This window comes from Citrobacter sp. Cpo065 (assembly GCF_030332805.1).
GTDB lineage: Bacteria > Pseudomonadota > Gammaproteobacteria > Enterobacterales > Enterobacteriaceae > Citrobacter > Citrobacter portucalensis.
This window is the reverse complement of the sequence record NZ_JAOWHC010000020.1, coordinates 35,495-57,700: the sequence shown is the minus strand read 5'-3', so window position 1 is coordinate 57,700 and position 22,206 is coordinate 35,495. Positions and strand designations below refer to the sequence as shown.

Sequence of the window (22,206 nt, the reverse complement as noted above, 5' to 3'; positions counted from 1 at the left end):
ATCGCCATCTTCATTTTTGCGGACAGAAAGATGGAACATTTTGACGTAGCGATTATCGGTTTAGGTCCGGCAGGCGCAGCGCTGGCGCGACAGTTGAGCGGAAAAATGCGCGTGATTGCGTTGGATAAAAAACGCCAGTGCAGCAACGAAGGTTTCACTAAACCCTGCGGCGGTCTGCTGGCCCCGGACGCCCAGCGTTCGTTTATCCGCGACGGGATAACCTTACCCGTTGATGTTATCGCCAACCCGCAGATTTTTAGCGTTAAAACGGTTGATGTTGCCGCTTCTTTGACGCGTAACTACCAACGCAGCTACATTAATATCAACCGCCATGCTTTTGATTTATGGCTTAAATCTCTCATCCCTGATGATGTGCAGGTGTATCACGACAGCCTGTGCCGGAAAATCTGGCGCGAGGGCGATAAATGGCATGTTATCTTCCGCGCCGACGGTTGGGAGCAGCAGATAACTGCACGTTATCTGGTGGGGGCAGACGGCGCGAATTCACTGGTGCGCCGTCATCTCTATCCACAGCACCAAATCCGTAAATATGTCGCTATTCAACAATGGTTTGCGGAAAAGCATCCCGTACCGTTCTATTCCTGTATTTTTGATAACGATGCAACTGACTGTTATTCCTGGAGTATCAGCAAAGATGGCTATTTTATCTTTGGTGGTGCCTACCCCATGAAGGACGGACAGGCACGCTTTGACGCGCTGAAAGAGAAGCTGGAAGCGTTCCATTTCCAGTTCAGCAAACCGGTGAAAAGTGAAAAATGTACGGTGCTATTCCCCTCACGCTGGAAAGACTTCGTCTGCGGCGAGGACAACGCATTTTTGATTGGTGAAGCGGCCGGTTTTATCAGCGCCAGCTCGCTGGAAGGGATTAGCTATGCGCTGGACAGCGCGGAGATCCTCAAATCGGTACTGCTGCGGGATACACCAGATATGAATCACGCTTACCGTAAAGCCACCCACAAGTTACGTCTCAAACTGTATGGCAAAATCCTGAAAAGCCGGGCCCTGACGTCGGCATTTTCCCGTAAATGGATTATGCGCAGCGGCGTTGCGCATATTCCCTTGGCAAAATCAGAAAACCGCCCGCCAGTGAAAGAAAAACGTGAGAGAAAACGTAGTAAGGCAATGACATTGTGGCGCGTTTTCTTAAGGGACTGAGTTCACCTCGCTGTCACGGCCTTGTGCCACTGTAGCCAGCGCGGGAAAGTTGGCGGCGGTGTACCAGGAACCAGGCGTAGGCAGTCGCTCCATTGTACGGCCAGGCCAAAGTTCGAGTTGTGCCAACGCATCAAGGGAATATTCTCGCCAGTGATGTGGCAACATCAGTCTCAATGGCGAGGCTTGTTCACCCGGTACCGGCGTCGGTAAACGCGAGTCACTCACATCATAGTTTCTGTGCAGAACCAAATATTTCTCTGGTACCCGACGCTGGCTGTTCCACCATTTGCCATCCAGCATATCAAACTGAAAGCGGGTGATTTTTTCCGGTTTTGCCCCCAATTGCATCAACGCCTGGCGCAGCGAGTTGTTCATCGCCGCATCGTACATTTCCGTTGTTGCCAGTTGCCCATTGAGGATCAGCGATACCGCAATTCTGGCACCCAACAAATTTGAGTAGAGATCTTCCGGGGAAAATGCAGAAACCTCCTCCGAAAATCCTGGAACAGACTCAAAACCATACCATTGCGCAATTTCATGCCAGGCAGCGAGCTGAAACGCCAGATGCGCGGCCATCCATGCCGCCAGCGCGTAACGATCAGCAGGCTCTGTGGGAGGTGTGAAAGCGTTAAATACGACATGCCGTTGCGCAAGCTCATCATCCAGACGCAGCGTAAATGATTGACCAAGTCGTGGAAGAAGCTGGCTAAAGAGCCAGACCGTCATGTCTGCGGTATCACGGACATGTGCGGTATCAATGAAGCCACCGCGAGCGGTATACACTATGCCGTTATTCTCATGCCCGATCCCTGCCAGATTCGCTAGCCCTAACAGTAGGCTATCGTTATAGCGGTGCTCGCCGATGCTATCGATCGTGACAACATTATCAAGTTCATAAAATGGCACCGGCATATGCAGTACCTGTGCGTGCAGGTCGTAGCCAAACGCGCAGCACGGACGTAATCCCTGAGGTGCAGGGAGGGGCGAAACTACCGACCAGGCAGTACCCTGGGCCTTATCCTCTGTAGAAACGAGCTGCAAAGTTACAGGTATTGCCGCACGGGCTATCGCCGTTGCCAGCCATAAGAGCGCTATTAACACCACCTTATTGATCAAAATGCCTCTCCAACCTGAAAATAAAAACCGCTGCTCCCTTTGCCAATCCCATAATCAAGACGCACATTCACCCGGGGCTTAAATTCAAAGCGGTAGCCCACACCGGCGGACGGTAACCAGCGTCCATCGTCCAGCGCATGAAAAGAGGGTCCCATCGTGCCCGCACCGAGCCAACCAACCACACCATGCCGCCAGTCAAGTTTCCGCCGATACTCCAGTTGCCCGCTGACGGCGTTTTTATCCCGGTAGCGCCCTTCGTAATAACCGCGCATACGCTGATTGCTGCCAAGCAGCGGCATCATGCTCCACGGCACATCGCCATGGGTAAACGCGCCGTCCATCTCCCAGGCAAGCACATTGTTCTCGTCCAGCGAGTGATAGCGGCTGTAGTGCAGTTGATATTCATCAAATCGCGTATCGCTTCCCACCTCTGGTGTGAATCGGGTATAGCGCACATCGGCATACTGTCCTTTACGCGGGTTGGGAACGAAATCACGATCGTCCCAGCTGAGTTCGACACTACTTCCGGAGCTGAGAACCGACGCCCCCTGCCCGGTATGCTCAATGTTGGGCGGATCGTTATCGTCCATTTGGGTAGAGTGCTGGGCGTTCAGCGACCAGCCAAGCCCCAGATAAACATTGGGTGCCAACTGGCGATACAACGTTGGACGCAACTCCAGAACCTGAGCGGTGTATTGCTGTTTTTGGTTATCTTTATCCCCAGCGCTAAAACCTTGCCCCCAGTAGTAGGTTGGAGTATCCGTTAATGCGCCATTGAGAAAAAATCGCCACCGATCGTCGGCAAAAAATGCGTAATTTTGCATCGTGATACCGAATGCGCCAGTTGAGCTAAAATAGCCGCTGAGCGTCAGCGTCGAGTTTTGGCTTACCGTATCATTCGGGTCAGGGCGATACATCCCCACCACCGCTGTACCGATCCCTAACCCCAGCTCCGGGGTATAAAACGGTCCCGGCATTACGCCCCAGTCAATGCCTTTGCTGGCGTCAAAGCTATCACTGGCACCCAACTTATTTAGCCAACCGTCAACTTCGCCTCGGCTCGGCAACGCTGCCCGCACTGTACAGGAGAGCATGTTGAACAGCAGGAAGAGGGTAAGACGGCTCAAAAGCGATACTCTCCCGCCATGAAGAAACTGTTACGTTCAGCAAAGCCGATTTCGGTCGTGACGTTGAAGTTCCGGGTAATTTCATACTGTGCGCCCACCAGCACGTTCCAGGGGGATTGCAGATGCTGTTTAACGTCAAAGCGACCATTACCGTCTTTGTTGGCAATATCAACGAGTCTTTGCAGCGTTTCAGACGGCATGGTGAGGTCGTTAAGGCTACCGCTAAATTCTTGCTGCACGTCCTGGTACATACTGCCAACCCATAGATTCAACTTTCCGGATGGCAGGTGCAGCGCATCCACACTGGGGGTGGTAAAGCGATATCCGATGCGCGGAGAAAGAGTTAAGGCGTCAATACTCCCATCCAGAATATCGAACCGCGTCTGGGTGTAGTTGGCATCAAAAGCAGTAAACCAGTTGCCTACACCGCCGACCAACGTCGTCCCTACGCCGTAGGTGGTGCCTTTAAAATCGAGCTGAAACGCCAGATTCTGCAAACTGCTTGGTGTGCGGTCTTTAAGGGGGCCTTTTATCCCGACGCCTATTTGCGAAACGGAGTGGCCATCGGTATAGCCAATCAAGCCATAGACATTCATAAACGGCAGCAGCCAGGCATCCAGCTTCAGCGTTTCGGTTTTACTGCGTTCACGCGTATTGCCGACGCTAATTTTAAACGCGTTATCCAGTGAGCGGCCACCGAGGGAAAGACCGTTGAAGTTAATACTATCCACATTAATATTTTGTCGGATATTCATGTAGTTAATATTCACGCCAAACGGTGCCGGTAGTTCATATCCGCGCTTACGCGCTTCATCGCCTAAAAAGGGCAAAATGGTGTGGTTTTCGGCAGGTTTAACAGTCGTTTTTTCCGGTACAGGCGCAGACAGACCGTCATCCTGATAGCCAAAGAGAGGTGTAATAGTTGAGCTGGAATCCGTCGCGGCACTGGCATGAAAAACCAGACAGGAAGACGTTATCAACACCACGCGGATGCTTGTGTTTGTCATAAGAAAGTTTAGTAGCAGGCAGGAATTGCCCAGATATAAAAGAAGAAGGGAGAGTATAGAAGTTACGTACTATGTGGGGGTATTAATGTGCGGTTTCACATCTGATAATATAAATATATGTTTTATAACATCTTAATGTTATTGCCCAGCCGAGGCCAGGCATAATACGCATCAGGAAAGGACGTATTTCTCTATCGCCCAGGCGACGCCATCTTCAAGGTTAGATTTCGTTACGAAGTTGGCGATTTCTTTGACTGATGGAATAGCGTTATCCATAGCAACGCCCACCCCTGCGTATTCAATCATCGCGATGTCGTTTTCCTGATCGCCAATCGCCATCACCTCTTCGGCTTTAATGCCTAACGCATCAGCCAGCGATTTTACGCCCGTCCCTTTATTGACGCGTTTATCGAGGATTTCGAGGAAATACGGCGCACTTTTCAGCACGGTGTACTTCTCTTTTACTTCCGCAGGTAGACGAGAGATAGCTTTATCGAGGATCTCCGGCTCGTCAATCATCATCACTTTCAGGAACTGGGTTGCAGGATCCATTTTCTCGGCTTCACAAAACACCAGCGGAATGGTCGCGACAAACGATTCGTGCACCGTGTAGTAGCTGATATCACGGTTCGCGGTATACAGCGTATTGCGATCGAGGGCGTGGAAATGCGAGCCAACTTCCCGGGAGAGCTGCTCCAGGTAACGATAATCATCATAGCTCAGCGCGGTTTGCGCCACGGTACTGCCATCCCCTGCTTTCTGCACCAGCGCACCGTTGTAGGTAATGCAGTAGTCACCGGGTTGTTCCATATGTAATTCTTTCAGATAGCTGTGAACGCCGGCATACGGGCGTCCCGTGGTCAGCACCACATTCACGCCACGCGCGCGTGCCGCGGCAATCGCCGTTTTGACCGCTGGTGAAATGGTGTGATCGGGCAGCAGAAGTGTGCCATCCATGTCGATAGCAATAAGTTTGATAGCCATGAGTTCCCCGGATTAAATGAGTCCGTCCTCATGCTAACGCGATTCCGCTCAAAAAACAGCTACGAAAAGGGGGATAGAAAGGGGAATCGAGATTCCCCTTTTTGTAGATTGGTTGTCGTTTGTAGGTCTGATAAGCAACGCGCCATCAGGCACAATACAACGTCTTGCCGGATGGCGGCGTAAACCGCCTTATCCGGCCTACAGATTGGCTTAAATATCGATGTTCGCCGCTTTCAGGGCGTTTTCTTCGATAAATGCGCGACGCGGTTCAACGGCATCGCCCATCAGCGTGGTGAACAGTTGGTCGGCAGCAATCGCATCCTTCACGGTAACGCGCAGCATACGACGGCTTTCCGGATCCATGGTGGTTTCCCACAGCTGTTCCGGGTTCATCTCGCCAAGACCTTTATAACGCTGGATAGCGAGGCCACGACGAGACTCTTTTTGCAGCCATTCCAGCGCCTGCTCAAAGCTGGCAACCGGCTGGCGACGCTCGCCACGTTCGATAAACGCATCGTCTTCGATCAGCCCACGCAGCTTCTCGCCAAGCGTACAAATACGATGGTACTCGCCACCGGTCACAAATTCATGTTCCAATGGATAGTCAGTATCGACACCGTGGGTACGCACCCGGATCACCGGTTCGAACAGGTTCAGTTCAGCGTCTTTACGCACGAAGCTATTCCAGGTGCTGCCGTGCATTTCGTTTTCATTAAGCACGTTAACCAACTGGGAAACCCAGGCCGTAACTTTCGCTTCATCAGCCAGATCGGCTTCTGGCAGCGTCGGTTGATAAACCAGCTCTTTCAGCAGCGCTTTCGGGAAACGACGTTCCATACGGCCAATCATTTTCTGCGTCGCGTTGTATTCAGAAACCAGTTTCTCTAACGACTCACCGGAAAGGGCTGGTGCGCTGGCGTTGGTGTGCAGCGTTGCGCCATCCAGAGCGATAGAGATCTGATACTGATCCATCGCTTCGTCATCTTTAATGTACTGTTCCTGCTTGCCTTTTTTCACTTTGTACAGCGGTGGCTGTGCAATGTAAACGTGGCCGCGTTCAACGATTTCCGGCATTTGACGATAGAAGAAGGTCAACAGCAGCGTACGAATGTGCGAGCCATCGACGTCGGCATCGGTCATGATGATGATGCTGTGATAACGCAGTTTGTCCGGGTTGTACTCGTCACGACCGATGCCACAGCCGAGCGCGGTGATCAGCGTCGCGACTTCCTGAGAGGAGAGCATCTTGTCAAAGCGCGCTTTCTCGACGTTGAGGATTTTACCCTTCAGCGGCAGAATCGCCTGGTTTTTACGGTTACGGCCCTGCTTCGCAGAACCGCCCGCGGAGTCCCCTTCCACAAGGTACAGTTCGGACAGCGCCGGGTCACGTTCCTGACAATCCGCCAGCTTGCCCGGCAGACCGGCTAAGTCGAGCGCGCCTTTACGACGGGTCATTTCACGCGCACGACGTGCAGCTTCACGAGCACGTGCAGCATCAATAATTTTGCCAACAACGATTTTCGCGTCAGACGGGTTTTCCAGCAGATATTCGCTCAGCAGTTCGTTCATCTGCTGTTCTACCGCCGATTTCACCTCAGAGGAGACCAGCTTGTCTTTGGTCTGTGAGGAGAACTTCGGATCCGGTACTTTCACGGAAACAACGGCAATCAGGCCTTCACGGGCATCGTCACCAGTAGCGCTGACTTTCGCTTTTTTGCTGTAGCCTTCTTTGTCCATGTAGGCGTTCAGGGTACGGGTCATCGCCGCACGGAAGCCTGCAAGGTGAGTACCGCCGTCACGCTGTGGAATGTTGTTGGTGAAGCAGTAGATGTTTTCCTGGAAACCATCGTTCCACTGCAGCGCAACTTCAACGCCGATACCGTCTTTTTCGGTGGAGAAGTAGAAGATATTCGGGTGGATCGGCGTTTTGTTTTTGTTGAGGTATTCAACAAACGCCTTGATGCCACCTTCGTAGTGGAAATGGTCTTCTTTGCCGTCACGCTTGTCGCGCAGACGAATAGAGACGCCGGAGTTCAGGAATGACAGCTCACGCAGACGTTTCGCCAGAATGTCGTATTCAAATTCAACAACATTGGTAAAGGTTTCGTGGCTTGGCCAGAAACGGACCTGAGTCCCGGTCAATTCTGTTTCGCCGGTTACTGCCAGCGGCGCCTGCGGCACACCGTGCACGTAAGTTTGCTGATGCACTTTGCCTTCACGACGAATCACCAGTTCCAGCTTCTGTGACAGGGCGTTAACGACGGAAACACCCACGCCGTGCAGACCGCCGGAAACTTTATAGGAGTTATCATCGAATTTACCGCCTGCGTGCAAAACGGTCATGATAACTTCCGCTGCCGAAACGCCCTCTTCCGGGTGAATACCGGTTGGGATACCACGGCCATCATCGGTAACGGACACGGAGTTGTCAGCGTGAATCGTTACCACGATATCTTTACAGTGACCCGCGAGCGCTTCGTCGATAGCGTTATCTACCACCTCGAATACCATGTGGTGCAGACCGGTGCCGTCATCCGTGTCGCCGATATACATACCCGGGCGCTTACGCACCGCATCCAGTCCTTTCAGGACTTTGATACTGGAGGAGTCATAAGAATTCGACATCAACGTTTCTCGCTCATTTTATCTTGGGTTAATCCGTTATTTTACCCTTTTCCACGGTAAACATCTTCGAATTTTCATCGGACATGTCTATAACGTGTTCAGCGCTTATTGCGCTGACAAAGACCTGAGATTGCGTGGCTTTTAAGCGGCTGGCCAGCAGTCCGCGACGCGCGTCATCCAGTTCAGAGGCAAAATCATCTATCAGGTACAGGCAGCGCCGCCCGCTTTCACGGGTCAGGAACTCCCCTTGCGCCAGACGTAAGGCGCACATCAGCAGCTTTAGCTGCCCACGCGACAACGTATCTTCCACCGGCGCACCGTCGGCGCGAATGCGGAAATCCGCCTTATGCGGGCCGTGCGCAGTGTAGGTCAACATGCGATCGCGTTCAAAACTGCGTTCCAGCACTTCGGCATAATCAGTCTCTTTCTCCCAGCCGCGCTGGAATGAGAAGGAGAGCGAAAACTCGGGAAGAAACTGCTGGCAGGTATCCGCCATATCCTGCGCGATACCGGCGCTGTACTCCGCGCGCCAGGTGCTGATTTGTTCCGCCAGTGGGATCAGTTCTTTATCCCACGGGCGCAGTTGCTCATAACGACTCACCTGGCGCAGCGCTGCATTGCGCTGCTTGAGCAGTCGCTTCAGGTTGCTCCAGGCGGTGAAAAATCCGGCTTCATTGTGAAAGCATCCCCAGTCAAGAAATGCTCTTCTGTATTTGGGGCCGCCGTTGAGTAAAGTAAACCCCTCAGGCGTGATCAGCTGCATCGGCATCAGGTGTGCCAGTTCAGCGACCTTGTGCCCGTCAGTGCCATCAATGCGCACTTTACTGTCGCCCAGTTTGTCTTTCGTCAGGCCAATCGACGTTTCACGTTCTTCACCCTGCAAACGCCCGTGTAAAACAAACGACTCCTGCTCGTGGCGAATCACGCGGCCAATCTGCAAACTGCGAAACGCCCGACCGTGGCCGAGCGTATAGATAGCTTCCAGTACGCTGGTTTTGCCGCTGCCGTTCGCGCCAACCAGGAAGTTAAAGCCAGGGGATAAAGCGAGATCCGCGCTTTCGATATTGCGAAAATCGCGGATCAACAGGCGGGTGAGCGACATTACAGTCTCATTGGCATAACAACATAGGCAGCCGACTGTGATGCGGCATCTTCAATCTGTACGCTCGATACGGAATCGGTCAGCAGAATACGCACGTTCTCGCACTTCAGCGCGTTCAGAACGTCCAGTACGTAGCTCACGTTAAAGCCGATTTCCAGTTCTGTACCAGGATAGGAGACATCCAGAATTTCTTCCGCTTCTTCCTGCTCCGGGTTGTTGGCGGTGATTTTGAGCTGGTTTTCGCTGACATACAGACGCACGCCGCGGAATTTCTCGTTCGAGAGGATCGCCGCACGCGCAAACGCCTGTTTGAGGATATCGCAACCGGCTTCCAGATGTTTGTCCGGATTCTTCGGCAATACGCGGCGATAATCCGGGAAACGGCCATCAACCAGCTTAGAGGTGAAGATGAAGTCACCAACGTGCGCACGAATGTTGTTGCTGCCAATCTGCACGCGCAGCGGGTTATCGCCGCCGTCGAGCATACGCATCAGTTCAATCACGCCTTTACGCGGTACGATCACCGAATGGCTTGGCAACGGCTGACCAACAGGCATTGAACAGACCGCCAGGCGGTGACCGTCGGTCGCCACGGTACGCAGCTCTTCCCCTTCGGTTTCAAACAGCATGCCGTTTAAGTAGTAACGTACGTCCTGATGCGCCATCGAAAACTGCGTGGCTTCAATCAGGCGCTTCATCGTCGCCTGCGGCAGGGTGAATTCGACTTCGCTCTGCCAGTCGTCCAGATTCGGGAAGTCGGCAGCAGGCAGCGTAGACAGCGAGAAACGGCTGCGACCAGAACGCACCAGCATACGGTCGCCTTCCAGTTGAACGGCAATTTCCGCGCCTTCCGGCAATCCACGGCAAATATCGAAGAATTTACGCGCCGGAACGGTGGTCGCGCCAGGTTCATGAGGCTGGATCAGCGCCACGCGCGCCACCATCTCCATTTCGAGATCGGTACCGGTCAGCGAAAGCGTGCCGTCAGCAACCTGCAGCAGCAGGTTTCCGAGAATAGGCAGTGTAGGACGTCCACCCAGCGGGCCGCTGACCTGCTGAAGCGGTTTTAATAAATGTTCACGTTCAACGGTAAATTTCATAGCGTCACGAAGATAATGTTCTGATTAAATTGGAGAAATCTTCTTTAATATCATGGCTTTCTTCACGCAACTGCTCAATCTTGCGGCAGGCATGAAGCACGGTAGTATGGTCACGCCCACCAAACGCGTCGCCAATTTCCGGCAGACTGTGGTTAGTGAGCTCTTTTGCCAGCGCCATCGCCATCTGGCGCGGGCGAGCTACCGAGCGAGATCGACGCTTAGAAAGCAGATCCGCAATTTTGATTTTGTAATACTCCGCCACCGTCTTCTGGATATTGTCGATGGTGACCAGCTTTTCCTGCAAAGCCAGCAGATCGCGCAGCGCTTCGCGCACGAAATCGATAGTAATCGCCCGGCCGGTAAAATTGGCGTTGGCGATCACGCGGTTCAGTGCGCCTTCCAGCTCACGTACGTTAGAGCGTAGACGCTTGGCAATAAAGAACGCTACTTCACCCGGCAGACGAATGTCGTTTTCGTCGGCTTTTTTCATCAGGATCGCAACACGCGTTTCCAGTTCAGGCGGTTCGATCGCGACAGTCAGTCCCCAGCCAAAACGGGATTTCAGACGATCTTCAACGCCGTTGATCTCCTTCGGGTAGCGATCCGAGGTCAGGATGATCTGCTGATTGCCTTCCAGCAGGGCGTTAAAGGTGTGGAAAAACTCTTCCTGCGATCGCTCTTTATTCGCGAAGAATTGGATATCGTCAATCAGCAGCGCGTCAACGGAACGGTAGTAGCGTTTAAACTCTTCGATCGCGTTGTTTTGCAGGGCTTTGACCATGTCCTGCACAAAACGCTCGGAGTGCATATATACCACTTTGGCGTTTGGCTTACGCGCCATAATGCCGTTACCGACAGCGTGCAACAGGTGGGTTTTACCCAGACCCGTACCGCCATAAAGGAATAACGGATTGTAGGCGCCGCCAGGATTGTCCGCCACCTGACGTGCCGCCGCGCGCGCCAGTTGGTTAGATTTACCTTCAACGAAGTTATCAAACGTGTGTTTGACGTTGACGTTAGAACGATAGGTAGGTTCTGCCGGAGCCGGGACGTTATCCCAGCCTGGACGCGCCGCCGGAACAGCACGTTGTGGTTGCACTTGCTGAGCCACGTGGGCGGACGCAACAACGTTGTTGACCGGCGTTTTCAGCGTTTGCGTGACGGGTTTAGTACCGACCTCAAAGCGCAGCTGTGGGGCATCCGCTCCACAGAAATTATTGAGTAATCCATTAATATTATTAAGGTATTTATCCCTTACCCAATCGAGCACGAAACGGTTTGGCGCATACAAAGCCAGCGTGTTATCGCTCAGTTCCGCCTGCAACGGGCGTATCCACATACTGAACTCTGTGGCTGGTAACTCATCCTGCAATCGGGCAAGACACTGCTGCCAAAGCGAAAGTGACACGGCGGACTCCACTCGAACAAAAGTCGATAAATGACAAAGGCTGAAACATTCATGATTGTTGACGCACATCGACAAGACCCTATGCAAAGGGTGACGTGCGAATTGCTATCTGCAATTTTTACCCGATCAGGATCCATTGAAACGATCAGGACCGCGGATCATAGCGTAAACTGAGAAAGAGATCTTCTGTTTCTCACAGATTCTTCCCGATTTATCCACAGGATGATCCAGAATCGGCTAAGTGTAAACGATCCTGGAGAAGTGCTGCAGGTTTTAGCGCGCATATTGAAAAAATTAATGAGTAAAGATGCTTTACTGCTTAAACGATCTAATAAAGATCCCGTGCGATCCTTGCGCTTTATCCACCAGCCCGTATAATTCTTACCCCCAGCGAGTAACGGTCGCCTTACGGCGTCAACGCTGCCTGTTTTTTACGCGAAACCATGCGGAAAAAAGCGGGAAATAAGGAAAGAGAATTGACTCCGGAGTGTACAATTATTACAATCCGGCCTCTTTAATCACCCACACTGTGGCGTAAGTCGTTCGAAATTCGTTCGGGTATACGCAAAAGTCAGTGAATTTATTCAAGTTTAGGTAGAAATCGCCATGAAACGCACTTTTCAACCGTCTGTACTGAAGCGCAACCGTTCTCACGGCTTCCGTGCTCGTATGGCTAATAAAAATGGTCGTCAGGTTCTGGCACGTCGTCGTGCTAAAGGCCGTTCTCGTCTGACCGTTTCTAAGTAATAAAAGCTAGCCCCTGAGTGGTTAAGCTCGCATTTCCCAGGGAGTTACGTTTGTTAACTCCCACTCATTTCACATTCGTCTTCCAGCAGCCACAACGGGCTGGCACGCCGCAAATCACCATCCTCGGCCGCCTGAATTCGCTGGGGCATCCCCGTATCGGTCTTACAGTCGCCAAGAAAAATGTTAAGCGTGCGCATGAACGCAATCGGATTAAACGTCTGACGCGTGAAAGCTTCCGTTTACGTCAGCACGAGCTTCCAGCAATGGATTTCGTGGTGGTGGCGAAAAAAGGGGTTGCTGACCTCGATAACCGTGCTCTCTCGGAAGCGTTGGAAAAATTATGGCGTCGCCATTGTCGCCTGGCTCGCGGGTCCTGATAGCCCTCATTCGGGTCTATCAACGCCTGATCAGTCCGCTGCTTGGGCCGCATTGCCGTTTCACTCCAACCTGTTCGAGCTACGGAATTGAGGCATTGCGCAGGTTTGGAGTGATAAAAGGCAGTTGGTTGACGGTGAAACGCGTATTAAAATGCCACCCTTTACACCCTGGTGGTGACGATCCCGTCCCGCCCGGACCATTTGATACCAGAGAACACTAACGATGGATTCGCAACGCAATCTTTTAGTCATCGCTTTGCTGTTCGTGTCTTTCATGATCTGGCAAGCCTGGGAGCAGGATAAAAACCCGCAACCTCAGGCCCAACAGACCACGCAGACAACGACCACCGCAGCGGGTAGCGCCGCAGACCAGGGCGTACCGGCCAGTGGCCAGGGGAAACTGATTACGGTTAAAACTGACGTGCTTGATCTGACCATCAACACCCGTGGTGGTGATGTGGAACAGGCTTCACTGCCAGCTTACCCGAAAGAACTCGGTTCTACCGAACCGTTCCAGTTACTGGAAACCACGCCACAGTTCATCTACCAGGCACAGAGTGGCCTGACAGGTCGTGACGGCCCGGATAACCCGGCTAACGGCCCACGTCCGCTGTACAACGTCGATAAAGACGCGTTTGTACTGGCTGACGGTCAGAACGAACTGCAGATCCCGATGACCTATACTGACGCAGCGGGTAACACATTCACTAAAACGTTTGTTCTTAAGCGTGGTGAATATGCTGTCAACGTTAACTACAGCGTGCAGAACGCCGGCGAAAAACCGCTGGAAATCTCCACCTTTGGTCAGTTGAAGCAATCCATCAATCTGCCATCTCATCGCGACACCGGTAGCAGCAACTTTGCGCTGCACACCTTCCGTGGCGCGGCGTACTCCACGCCGGATGAGAAGTATGAGAAATACAAATTCGACACCATTGCTGAAAACGAAAACCTGAACGTCAATGCTAAAGACGGCTGGGTCGCAATGCTGCAACAGTATTTCGCAACGGCATGGGTTCCGCGTAACGACGGCACCAACAACTTCTATACCGCTAACCTGGGTAACGGCATTGCCGCTATCGGCTATAAATCACAGCCGGTACTGGTACAGCCTGGCCAGACTGGCGCGATGACCAGCACCCTGTGGGTCGGCCCGGAAATTCAGGATAAAATGGCGGCCGTTGCACCGCACCTGGATCTGACCGTGGATTACGGCTGGTTGTGGTTCATTTCTCAGCCGCTGTTTAAACTGCTGAAGTGGATCCATAGCTTCCTGGGTAACTGGGGCTTCTCCATCATCGTTATCACCTTTATCGTTCGTGGCATCATGTACCCGCTGACCAAAGCGCAGTACACCTCCATGGCGAAGATGCGTATGCTGCAGCCAAAGATTCAGGCTATGCGTGAACGTCTGGGCGATGACAAACAGCGTCAGAGCCAGGAAATGATGGCCCTGTACAAAGCTGAGAAGGTAAACCCGCTGGGCGGCTGCTTCCCGCTGATCATCCAGATGCCAATCTTCCTGGCGTTGTACTACATGCTGATGGGCTCCATTGAACTGCGTCATGCGCCGTTCGCCCTGTGGATCCATGACCTGTCTGCACAGGACCCGTACTACATCCTGCCGATTCTGATGGGCGTGACGATGTTCTTCATTCAGAAGATGTCTCCGACCACTGTAACCGACCCGATGCAGCAGAAGATCATGACCTTCATGCCGGTCATCTTCACCGTGTTCTTCCTGTGGTTCCCGTCAGGTCTGGTGCTGTACTATATCGTCAGCAACCTGGTAACCATTATTCAGCAGCAGCTGATTTACCGTGGTCTGGAGAAACGTGGCCTGCATAGCCGCGAGAAGAAAAACTCCTGATTCGGTGTAGGCCGGATTAGGCGAAGCCGCCATCCGGCAAACGGAACATAAAGTAAAGGGCGGTCATTAGACCGCCTTTTTTATTGCATTAAGAAGAGACAAACCATGAGCCATAACGACACCATCGTCGCTCAGGCCACCCCACCGGGACGTGGTGGCGTGGGTATCCTGCGTATCTCCGGCCTGAAGGCGCGTGAGGTGGCAGAAACCGTACTGGGGAAACTGCCCAAACCGCGTTATGCCGATTATCTGCCGTTTAAAGACGCGGATGGCAGCGCGCTGGATCAGGGGATTGCCTTGTGGTTCCCCGGCCCAAACTCCTTTACCGGCGAAGACGTTTTAGAGCTTCAGGGCCACGGCGGTCCAGTGATTCTTGACCTGCTGCTCAAACGTATTCTGACCATTCCCGGGCTGCGCATTGCCAGACCAGGTGAATTCTCCGAGCGAGCGTTTCTCAATGATAAGCTCGATTTAGCCCAGGCCGAGGCGATTGCCGACCTGATCGATGCCAGCTCAGAGCAAGCCGCTCGCTCGGCGCTGAACTCGTTGCAGGGCGCATTTTCCGCACGGGTAAATCATCTTGTGGAAGCGCTCACTCACCTGCGCATCTATGTTGAAGCAGCGATCGACTTCCCGGATGAAGAAATCGACTTCCTGTCTGACGGCAAGATTGAAGCGCAACTCAACAGCGTTATCAGCGATCTTGATGCCGTGCGTGCGGAAGCGCGTCAGGGCAGCCTGCTGCGCGAAGGGATGAAGGTGGTGATTGCCGGTCGGCCAAACGCCGGGAAATCAAGCCTGCTGAACGCGCTGGCTGGCCGTGAGGCGGCCATTGTCACCGATATCGCCGGGACTACTCGCGACGTGCTGCGTGAGCATATTCACATCGACGGCATGCCGCTACACATCATCGACACCGCCGGTTTGCGCGATGCCAGCGACGAAGTTGAACGCATCGGTATCGAACGTGCCTGGCAGGAAATTGAACAGGCCGACCGTGTACTGTTTATGGTTGATGGCACCACCACCGACGCCGTGGACCCGGCAGATATCTGGCCAGACTTTATTGCCCGTCTGCCAGCCAAACTGCCGATCACCGTGGTGCGTAACAAAGCGGATATTACCGGTGAGACGCTGGGCCTTAGCGAAGTAAATAGCCACTCACTGGTTCGCCTCTCCGCGCGTACCGGTGAAGGCGTTGACGTACTGCGTAATCATCTCAAACAGAGCATGGGCTTTGAAACCAATATGGAAGGCGGCTTCCTGGCGCGTCGTCGTCACCTGCAGGCGCTGGCAGAAGCTGCAGAGCATCTCGAGCAGGGTAAAGCCCAACTGCTCGGAGCATGGGCCGGAGAATTGCTGGCTGAGGAGCTACGCCTGGCGCAGCAGAACCTCAGTGAGATCACCGGAGAATTTACTTCCGACGATCTGCTGGGACGGATTTTCTCCAGCTTCTGTATTGGTAAGTAGCGTTGTGTTGCCCGGTAGCTAGATTCTAACCGGGCCTACAGGCCCCGTAGGCCGGATAAGGCATTTACGCCGCCATCCGGCAACAACTATTTCCCATGTGGAAATCACTGTTGTCCAAATGGCAACTCGTGCAGTTGACTCTCTGACCGTATGCTTAGCGCCACATTTCTTATGAGGTCGCTATGACACGCTTTCTAATCTGCAGTTTCGCCCTGGTTCTTCTTTATCCTGCCGGTATTGATATGTATCTGGTGGGGCTGCCCCGTATTGCTGCCGATTTACAGGCCAGCGAGGCGCAACTGCATATCGCGTTTTCGGTTTATCTGGCAGGAATGGCGACGGCGATGCTGTTCGCCGGTAAAATTGCCGACCAGTCAGGTCGCAAACCGGTCGCCATAGTCGGCGCACTCATCTTTATTTTCGCCTCTGCGCTATGTTCTTTCGCCGAAAGCGGTACGCCATTCCTCATAGGTCGTTTTATTCAGGGCGTAGGTGCGGGCTGTTGCTACGTGGTGGCTTTCGCTATCCTGCGCGATACGCTCGACGATCGCCGCCGGGCGAAGGTACTGTCGCTGTTGAACGGAATTACCTGTATTGTGCCGGTGTTGGCTCCAGTGATGGGGCATCTGATCATGCTCAAATACCCGTGGCAGAGCCTGTTCTACACGATGATGGGAATGGGTGTGGCTGTTTGCCTGCTGTCGGTGTTTGTCCTGCGAGAATCGCGCCCAGCAACGCTTATGGCGACGACGGAAAAGAACCACACAACCGAATCACTGGTAAACCGCTTTTTCTTAAGCCGTCTGGCCATTACCACCCTCAGCGTATCGGTGATCCTGACCTTCGTGAACACGTCTCCGGTGCTGCTGATGGAAGTGATGGGCTTCGACCGTGGTGAGTACGCCACCACGATGGCCATGACCGCAGGCATCAGTATGGCGGTCTCTTTCTCTACGCCATTTGCTCTGAGCGTATTTAAGCCTCGCGTTCTGATGCTGACCTCACAGGTGCTGTTTCTGTGTGCCGGCGTGGTGTTAACCCTTGCCACTTCACACGCAGTAACGCTTTTCGGGCTGACGTTAATCTGCGCCGGATTCTCGGTCGGCTTCGGTGTTGCGATGAGCCAGGCGCTTGGGCCGTTCTCGCTGCGCGCGGGCGTCGCCAGCTCAGCATTAGGTATTGCGCAGGTTTGCGGTTCCTCGCTGTGGATTTGGCTGGCGGCGGTTCTTGGCCTTGATGCGCTGAATATGCTGATCGGGATTCTGATTGGCTGTAGCATAGTGAGTATCATGCTGATTATCACTGTTGCACCTAACCGGTCCGCGCCAACTCATGAAGAAATCCCTCAGCAGTCTCGATCTTAATTTATTGCTCTGCCTGCAGCTGTTAATGCAGGAACGCAGCGTCACTAAAACCGCCAAACGGATGAACGTCACGCCGTCGGCGGTCAGTAAGTCGCTGTCGAAGCTGCGGACCTGGTTTGACGATCCCTTGTTTGTGAACACCCCGCTGGGGCTATCACCGACGCCGCTGATGGTCAGCATGGAGCAGAGCCTTGCTGAATGGATGCAGATGGGCAATCAGTTGCTCGATAAGCCGCACCATGAGTCTCCACGCGGGCTGAAGTTTGATCTGGCGGCCGAAACGCCGTTAGTGATGATCATGTTCAATGCGCTCTCCCAGCAGATTTATCAGCGCTATCCCCAGGCAACAATCAAAATACGCAACTGGGACTATGACTCGCTGGATGCCATTATTCGCGGTGAAGTGGATATTGGCTTTACCGGGCGCGAAAGTCATCCGCGTTCGCGCGAACTGCTGAGTTTGTTGCCATTGTCGATCGACCATGAAGTGCTGTTTTCCGATCTGCCCTGCGTCTGGCTACGTGAAGATCATCCCGCACTGCAGGAAGAGTGGAATCTGGACACCTTTCTGCGCTATCCGCACATCAGCATTAGCTGGGAGCAAAGCGATACATGGGCGCTGGATGAAGTCCTGCAAGAAATGGGACGCGCACGCAATATCGCGTTATGTCTGCCCGGTTTTGAGCAATCGCTGTTTATGGCCGCGCAGCCGGATCACGCGCTGATAGCCACCGCACCGGTCTATTGCCAGCGTTATAACCAACTCCACCAGCTTCCACTCGTTGCACGGCCAATGCCATTTGATACGGCGCAACTGGAAAAAATGCGCGTACCGTTCACTCTTCTTTGGCATAAACGCAACAGCCACAATCCTAAGATCGTCTGGCTAAAAGACACGATCAAGGCGCTTTATCGCGATATCTCCTGACGATCCTTCATTTTGGTGTTGCTAAATCGACCATTCTGGCAACAGAAATGTAAATATCGCGTAATGTCTCCCATTTTCGCTTAGTTTTTGGGCAGCAAAGCCTGCCCGGAAGCCGTGTAAATGTTACTCTGGTAATAATCACGGACCATTAATCACGGAGCGACAAATGGCGACACATTTTGCCAGAGGGATTCTTACGGAGGGACACCTGGTTTCAGCTCGCCTCCCTTCTCCATGTCATATCGAAGCAAGAGATCTACCCGCTCATCGCCGGACACGTTTCCTGGCTTCCCGAAGTCTTCTCGCTGAACTGATGTTTATGCTTTACGGCACCAGCACGCTGCCCGAAATTGTTACTCAGGCCAAAGGTAAGCCCGTTTTTCGCGATAAGAACCTGCCGGGTTTTTCGATTTCCTATGCCGGGAATATCGTCGGCGTTGTGCTAACAACTGAAGGAACGTGCGGCCTGGATATGGAACTTCAGCGGGCCACCCGCGGGTTTCACAATCCAAATTCAGCGGAAACGTGGCGCTTCTCCAGTAACGAAAACCTGTGGATCAATAACCAAAACGACCCCAACGAAGCACGCGCGCAGCTCATTACATTGCGCCAGAGCGTACTCAAACTCACTGGCGATGTGTGCAATGACGATCCGCGCGAGCTCCAGCTTTTACCCGGCGCAGGGCGCCTGAAATGTGCCCATGTGGCGCAGGTTGAAGCCATTTGCGATGCGGAAGATGTACTGGTGTGGTCAGTTGCGGTTACGCCAACCATTGAAAAACTCAAAGTTTGGGAGTTTGATGGTAAACAGGACTGGAAAATTTTGCCTGATATCCAGACTCGCGCCAATGAGCCAACGGGTCGTCTGATCCGGTTCTCTCAATTATGTGCAGCGAAGAGCCATACGCTTTGATTTAACCTTCATGATGAAACAGGAGCCACCATGTCTGAAACATTGAATGTTGTTACGTTACTGGGAAGTCTGCGCAAAGGTTCGTTTAATGGAATGGTTGCCCGTACGCTGCCCAAGATTGCTCCAGCGGGAATGGAAGTGAACGCGCTGCCGTCGATTGGTGATATCCCTCTGTACGATGCCGACCTCCAACAGGAAGAGGGTTTTCCGGCCAGCGTAGAAGCACTGGCTGAGCAAATCAGAAAGGCTGACGGTGTCGTCATCGTCACACCTGAATATAACTATTCTGTTCCGGGCGGACTGAAGAACGCCATCGACTGGCTGTCCCGCCTGCCCGATCAGCCATTATCGGGTAAGCCGGTACTGATCCAGACCAGTTCTATGGGCGCTATTGGCGGCGCGCGCTGCCAGTATCATCTGCGTCAGATCCTGGTATTCCTCGACGCCATGGTAATGAACAAGCCGGAATTTATGGGCGGCGTCATTCAGAACAAAGTAGACCCGCAGACAGGTGAAGTGATCGACCAAAGCACGCTGGACCATCTGACCGGTCAATTGACCGCATTTGGCGACTACATTCAGCGCGTGAAAGCGTAAAAGAAAAAGCCCGGCGATATGCCGGGCTTGTTGATATATGGGCAAATAAACAACGATTAGTGCGCGTCGATAAACACAATCTTCAGCACAAACAGCAGCGCGACAATGATGACGCACGGGCTGAGATCGCGGAAACGTCCGGTACCAATCTTCATCACGCAGTAAGAAATAAAGCCCAGCGCAATACCTTCGGTAATTGAGAAGCTAAAGGGCATCATCACGGCAGTAATAAACGCCGGAACCGCTTCTGTAAGGTCATCCCACTTCACGCGCGACAGGCTTGATGTCATCAGGACGCCAACGTAAATCAGCGCACCTGCTGCTGCATAACCCGGTACCATCCCCGCCAGCGGCGACAGGAAGATAACCAACAGGAACAGCAGACCAACGACCACGGCGGTCAGACCGGTACGTCCACCGACCGAAACCCCGGAAGAAGATTCGATATACGCAGTAACGGAAGAAGTCCCGATAAACGCCCCGGTAACCGACGACACGCTATCCACATACAGCGCTTGCTTCATGCGCGGGAACTTGCCCTTCGCATCCGCCAGACCGGCTTTATCCGTAACGCCAATCAGCGTACCGGAGGAGTCGAACAGGTTAACCAGCATGAACGAGAAAATCACACCCGCCAGGCCAATGTTAAACGAACCGGCCAGGTCGACATGTCCGATAACGGACATCACGCTCGGTGGCGCAGAAACGATACCGTTGTAATGAACATCGCCCAGCATCCAGCCCAGCAGCGTGGTTACGATGATAGAAATCAGCACCGCCGCGTGAATGTTACGGGACGCCAGAATCGCGATGATAAAGAAGCCCAGGATACCGAGCAGTACGCTGTGGGACGTCAGGTTACCGATAGACACCAGCGTGTCTTTGTTGGCGACGATAACACCGGCGTTTTTCAGCCCCATCATGCCGATGAACAGACCAATACCGCTGGTGATCCCCACACGCAGGCTAACCGGGATATTGGCAATCATCCAGTAACGAACGCGGAAAATCGTCAGCAGCAGCAGACCAACAGCGCCCCAGAAGATAGCGCCCATTCCAATCTGCCATGACAGCCCCATCGCGCCAACGACCACGAAAGCGAAGAATGCGTTCAGGCCCATAGCAGGCGCAAGTGCGACCGGCAGGTTGGCAAACAGGCCCATCAGGATGCTACCAAATGCAGCAATAAGGCAGGTGGTAACAAAGACAGCGCTGGTATCCATGCCAGCCACGCCAAGAATTTGCGGGTTAACAAAAACGATATACACCATCGTCAGGAAGGTCGTTAAACCGGCGATCACTTCGGTCCGTGCCGTCGTGCCATGTTCGCGCAGTTTGAACACGCGTTCCAGCATCCCCTGGCCAGAAGCCTGGGTTGTGTGTTGTTGACTCATTATCAATTTCCGAACAAGGAGGGAAAATTCGTCGCTATCCTATACCAAAATGCGACAATAGGGTTGGGTTATGAGCAACTTTTTTCATTGATTTTGCTTATACGGCAACGATTGCGTCGCCCAATAATGCATTACGAAAACGTTAAACTTGTTAAAACGGAAATGACATGTCCCAGATAGAAGCCGTATTTTTTGACTGTGACGGTACCCTTGTCGACAGTGAAGTGATTTGTTCTCGCGCGTATGTCAGCATGTTCCAGGCGTTTGGCATTACGCTCGATCTTGAAGAAATTTTCAAACGCTTCAAGGGGGTAAAGCTGTACGAGATCATCGACATTATCAACGAGGAGCACGGTGTCGAACTGGCAAAAGCCGATTTAGAACCGGTTTATCGCGCTGAGGTCGCACGTCTGTTCGATACGGAACTGGAGGTGATTGCCGGTGCCAATGCGCTACTGGACAGCATGGCCGTACCAATGTGTGTGGTCTCTAACGGTCCGGTCAGTAAAATGCAGCATTCGCTGGGTAAGCTGGGCATGTTGCACCATTTCCCTGATTTACTGTTCAGCGGCTACGATATTCAGCGTTGGAAGCCCGATCCGGCCCTGATGTTCCATGCGGCGAAAGCGATGGACGTTAACCTTGAGAACTGCATTCTGGTTGATGATTCCAGCGCAGGTGCGCAGGCGGGGATTGCCGCCGGGATGGAAGTGTTCTACTTCTGCGCCGATCCGCATAACAAACCGATCGATCATCCAAAAGTCACGACGTTTACCGATCTGGCACAGTTGCCGGAATTGTGGAAAGCGCGGGGTTGGAATATCGTCGAATAAACAGTAGGCCCGATAAGCAAAGCGCCATCAGGCGAATGGCGCAGAATGCCGGATGCGGCGTAACACCT

21 protein-coding genes are annotated in these 22,206 nt (G+C 53.0%); 12 read left to right on the top strand and 9 right to left on the bottom strand.

From position 1 onward, the window contains the following. Window positions 1-30 precede the first annotated feature (30 nt). Window positions 31-1,176 carry a colicin M resistance lipid reductase CbrA gene (gene cbrA, locus OGY68_RS03130; protein ID WP_057067114.1) on the top strand — a complete coding sequence of 382 codons (1,146 nt, stop codon included), beginning with the start codon at window positions 31-33 and terminating at the stop codon, window positions 1,174-1,176. Here cbrA and OGY68_RS03125 read toward each other — a convergent pair. From OGY68_RS03125 to dnaA, 8 genes are all read right to left on the bottom strand, one after another. Then, window positions 1,165-2,292 (bottom strand): DUF4056 domain-containing protein, encoded by a 1,128-nt coding sequence (locus tag OGY68_RS03125; RefSeq protein WP_057067113.1) that lies wholly within the window; start codon window positions 2,290-2,292, stop codon window positions 1,165-1,167. The two genes, cbrA and OGY68_RS03125, sit on opposite strands and share 12 nt — an antisense overlap. Further along, on the bottom strand, window positions 2,289-3,419 hold the full coding sequence (locus OGY68_RS03120) for a BamA/TamA family outer membrane protein (RefSeq protein ID WP_057067112.1): 1,131 nt from the start codon (window positions 3,417-3,419) through the stop codon (window positions 2,289-2,291). Before OGY68_RS03120 ends, OGY68_RS03125 begins: the two co-directional genes overlap by 4 nt. Then, window positions 3,416-4,426: a hypothetical protein gene (locus OGY68_RS03115; RefSeq protein WP_020996043.1), complete on the bottom strand. Its 1,011-nt coding sequence runs from the start codon at window positions 4,424-4,426 to the stop codon at window positions 3,416-3,418. The genes OGY68_RS03120 and OGY68_RS03115 overlap by 4 nt, the downstream gene beginning before the upstream one ends. Before the next feature lie 171 nt (window positions 4,427-4,597). Beyond that, entirely contained in the window at window positions 4,598-5,410 is an 813-nt protein-coding gene (gene yidA, locus OGY68_RS03110) for a sugar-phosphatase (RefSeq protein WP_008786541.1), read from the bottom strand. A gap of 210 nt (window positions 5,411-5,620) precedes the next feature. After that, complete coding sequence (gene gyrB / locus OGY68_RS03105; RefSeq protein WP_008786542.1) at window positions 5,621-8,035, bottom strand: DNA topoisomerase (ATP-hydrolyzing) subunit B; 2,415 nt, start codon at window positions 8,033-8,035, stop codon at window positions 5,621-5,623. A 28-nt stretch (window positions 8,036-8,063) separates the two neighbouring features. Next, window positions 8,064-9,137, bottom strand: a complete 1,074-nt coding sequence (gene recF, locus OGY68_RS03100) for a DNA replication/repair protein RecF (protein ID WP_048215236.1) — start codon at window positions 9,135-9,137, stop codon at window positions 8,064-8,066. Beyond that, entirely contained in the window at window positions 9,137-10,237 is a 1,101-nt protein-coding gene (gene dnaN, locus OGY68_RS03095; RefSeq protein ID WP_003023863.1) for a DNA polymerase III subunit beta, read from the bottom strand. The genes recF and dnaN overlap by 1 nt, the downstream gene beginning before the upstream one ends. 4 nt (window positions 10,238-10,241) lie before the next feature. Continuing rightward, window positions 10,242-11,645 carry a chromosomal replication initiator protein DnaA gene (gene dnaA / locus OGY68_RS03090; RefSeq protein WP_057067110.1) on the bottom strand — a complete coding sequence of 468 codons (1,404 nt, stop codon included), beginning with the start codon at window positions 11,643-11,645 and terminating at the stop codon, window positions 10,242-10,244. Window positions 11,646-11,867: 222 nt separating this feature from the next. Between dnaA and OGY68_RS22945 the strand changes: the two genes are divergently transcribed. From OGY68_RS22945 to OGY68_RS03045, 10 genes are all read left to right on the top strand, one after another. Continuing rightward, a complete protein-coding gene (locus tag OGY68_RS22945) occupies window positions 11,868-12,023 on the top strand; it encodes a hypothetical protein (RefSeq protein WP_418657320.1) in 156 nt (51 codons plus the stop codon). 228 nt (window positions 12,024-12,251) lie between these two features. After that, window positions 12,252-12,392, top strand: coding sequence for a 50S ribosomal protein L34 (gene rpmH, locus OGY68_RS03085; RefSeq protein ID WP_003023858.1), 141 nt, complete (start codon window positions 12,252-12,254; stop codon window positions 12,390-12,392). A gap of 17 nt (window positions 12,393-12,409) precedes the next feature. Continuing rightward, window positions 12,410-12,769 carry a ribonuclease P protein component gene (gene rnpA / locus OGY68_RS03080; RefSeq protein WP_003844432.1) on the top strand — a complete coding sequence of 120 codons (360 nt, stop codon included), beginning with the start codon at window positions 12,410-12,412 and terminating at the stop codon, window positions 12,767-12,769. After that, entirely contained in the window at window positions 12,733-12,990 is a 258-nt protein-coding gene (yidD, locus tag OGY68_RS03075; RefSeq protein WP_003023846.1) for a membrane protein insertion efficiency factor YidD, read from the top strand. Before rnpA ends, yidD begins: the two co-directional genes overlap by 37 nt. A 2-nt stretch (window positions 12,991-12,992) precedes the next feature. After that, window positions 12,993-14,639 (top strand): membrane protein insertase YidC, encoded by a 1,647-nt coding sequence (gene yidC, locus OGY68_RS03070; protein WP_003827058.1) that lies wholly within the window; start codon window positions 12,993-12,995, stop codon window positions 14,637-14,639. 105 nt (window positions 14,640-14,744) lie between these two features. Further along, window positions 14,745-16,109 (top strand): tRNA uridine-5-carboxymethylaminomethyl(34) synthesis GTPase MnmE, encoded by a 1,365-nt coding sequence (gene mnmE, locus OGY68_RS03065; RefSeq protein WP_008786545.1) that lies wholly within the window; start codon window positions 14,745-14,747, stop codon window positions 16,107-16,109. Window positions 16,110-16,291: 182 nt separating this feature from the next. Then, a complete protein-coding gene (locus OGY68_RS03060; protein WP_032945462.1) occupies window positions 16,292-17,473 on the top strand; it encodes an MFS transporter in 1,182 nt (393 codons plus the stop codon). Then, entirely contained in the window at window positions 17,442-18,401 is a 960-nt protein-coding gene (yidZ, locus tag OGY68_RS03055; protein ID WP_003827051.1) for an HTH-type transcriptional regulator YidZ, read from the top strand. Before OGY68_RS03060 ends, yidZ begins: the two co-directional genes overlap by 32 nt. A 166-nt stretch (window positions 18,402-18,567) precedes the next feature. Further along, on the top strand, window positions 18,568-19,314 hold the full coding sequence (locus OGY68_RS03050) for a 4'-phosphopantetheinyl transferase family protein (protein WP_048227371.1): 747 nt from the start codon (window positions 18,568-18,570) through the stop codon (window positions 19,312-19,314). 30 nt (window positions 19,315-19,344) lie between these two features. Beyond that, window positions 19,345-19,911, top strand: a complete 567-nt coding sequence (locus OGY68_RS03045; protein WP_003827046.1) for an NADPH-dependent FMN reductase — start codon at window positions 19,345-19,347, stop codon at window positions 19,909-19,911. A gap of 56 nt (window positions 19,912-19,967) precedes the next feature. On the opposite strand, the gene adeP is transcribed toward OGY68_RS03045, so the two are convergent. Then, window positions 19,968-21,305, bottom strand: coding sequence for an adenine permease AdeP (gene adeP, locus OGY68_RS03040; protein ID WP_003827042.1), 1,338 nt, complete (start codon window positions 21,303-21,305; stop codon window positions 19,968-19,970). A gap of 167 nt (window positions 21,306-21,472) precedes the next feature. On the opposite strand from adeP, the gene yieH reads away from it, so the two are divergent. Continuing rightward, the gene (gene yieH, locus OGY68_RS03035) at window positions 21,473-22,138 is read left to right on the top strand and encodes a 6-phosphogluconate phosphatase (RefSeq protein WP_057067109.1); all 666 of its coding nucleotides are present in this window, start codon (window positions 21,473-21,475) and stop codon (window positions 22,136-22,138) included. The last annotated feature ends 68 nt before the right edge of the window (window positions 22,139-22,206 follow it).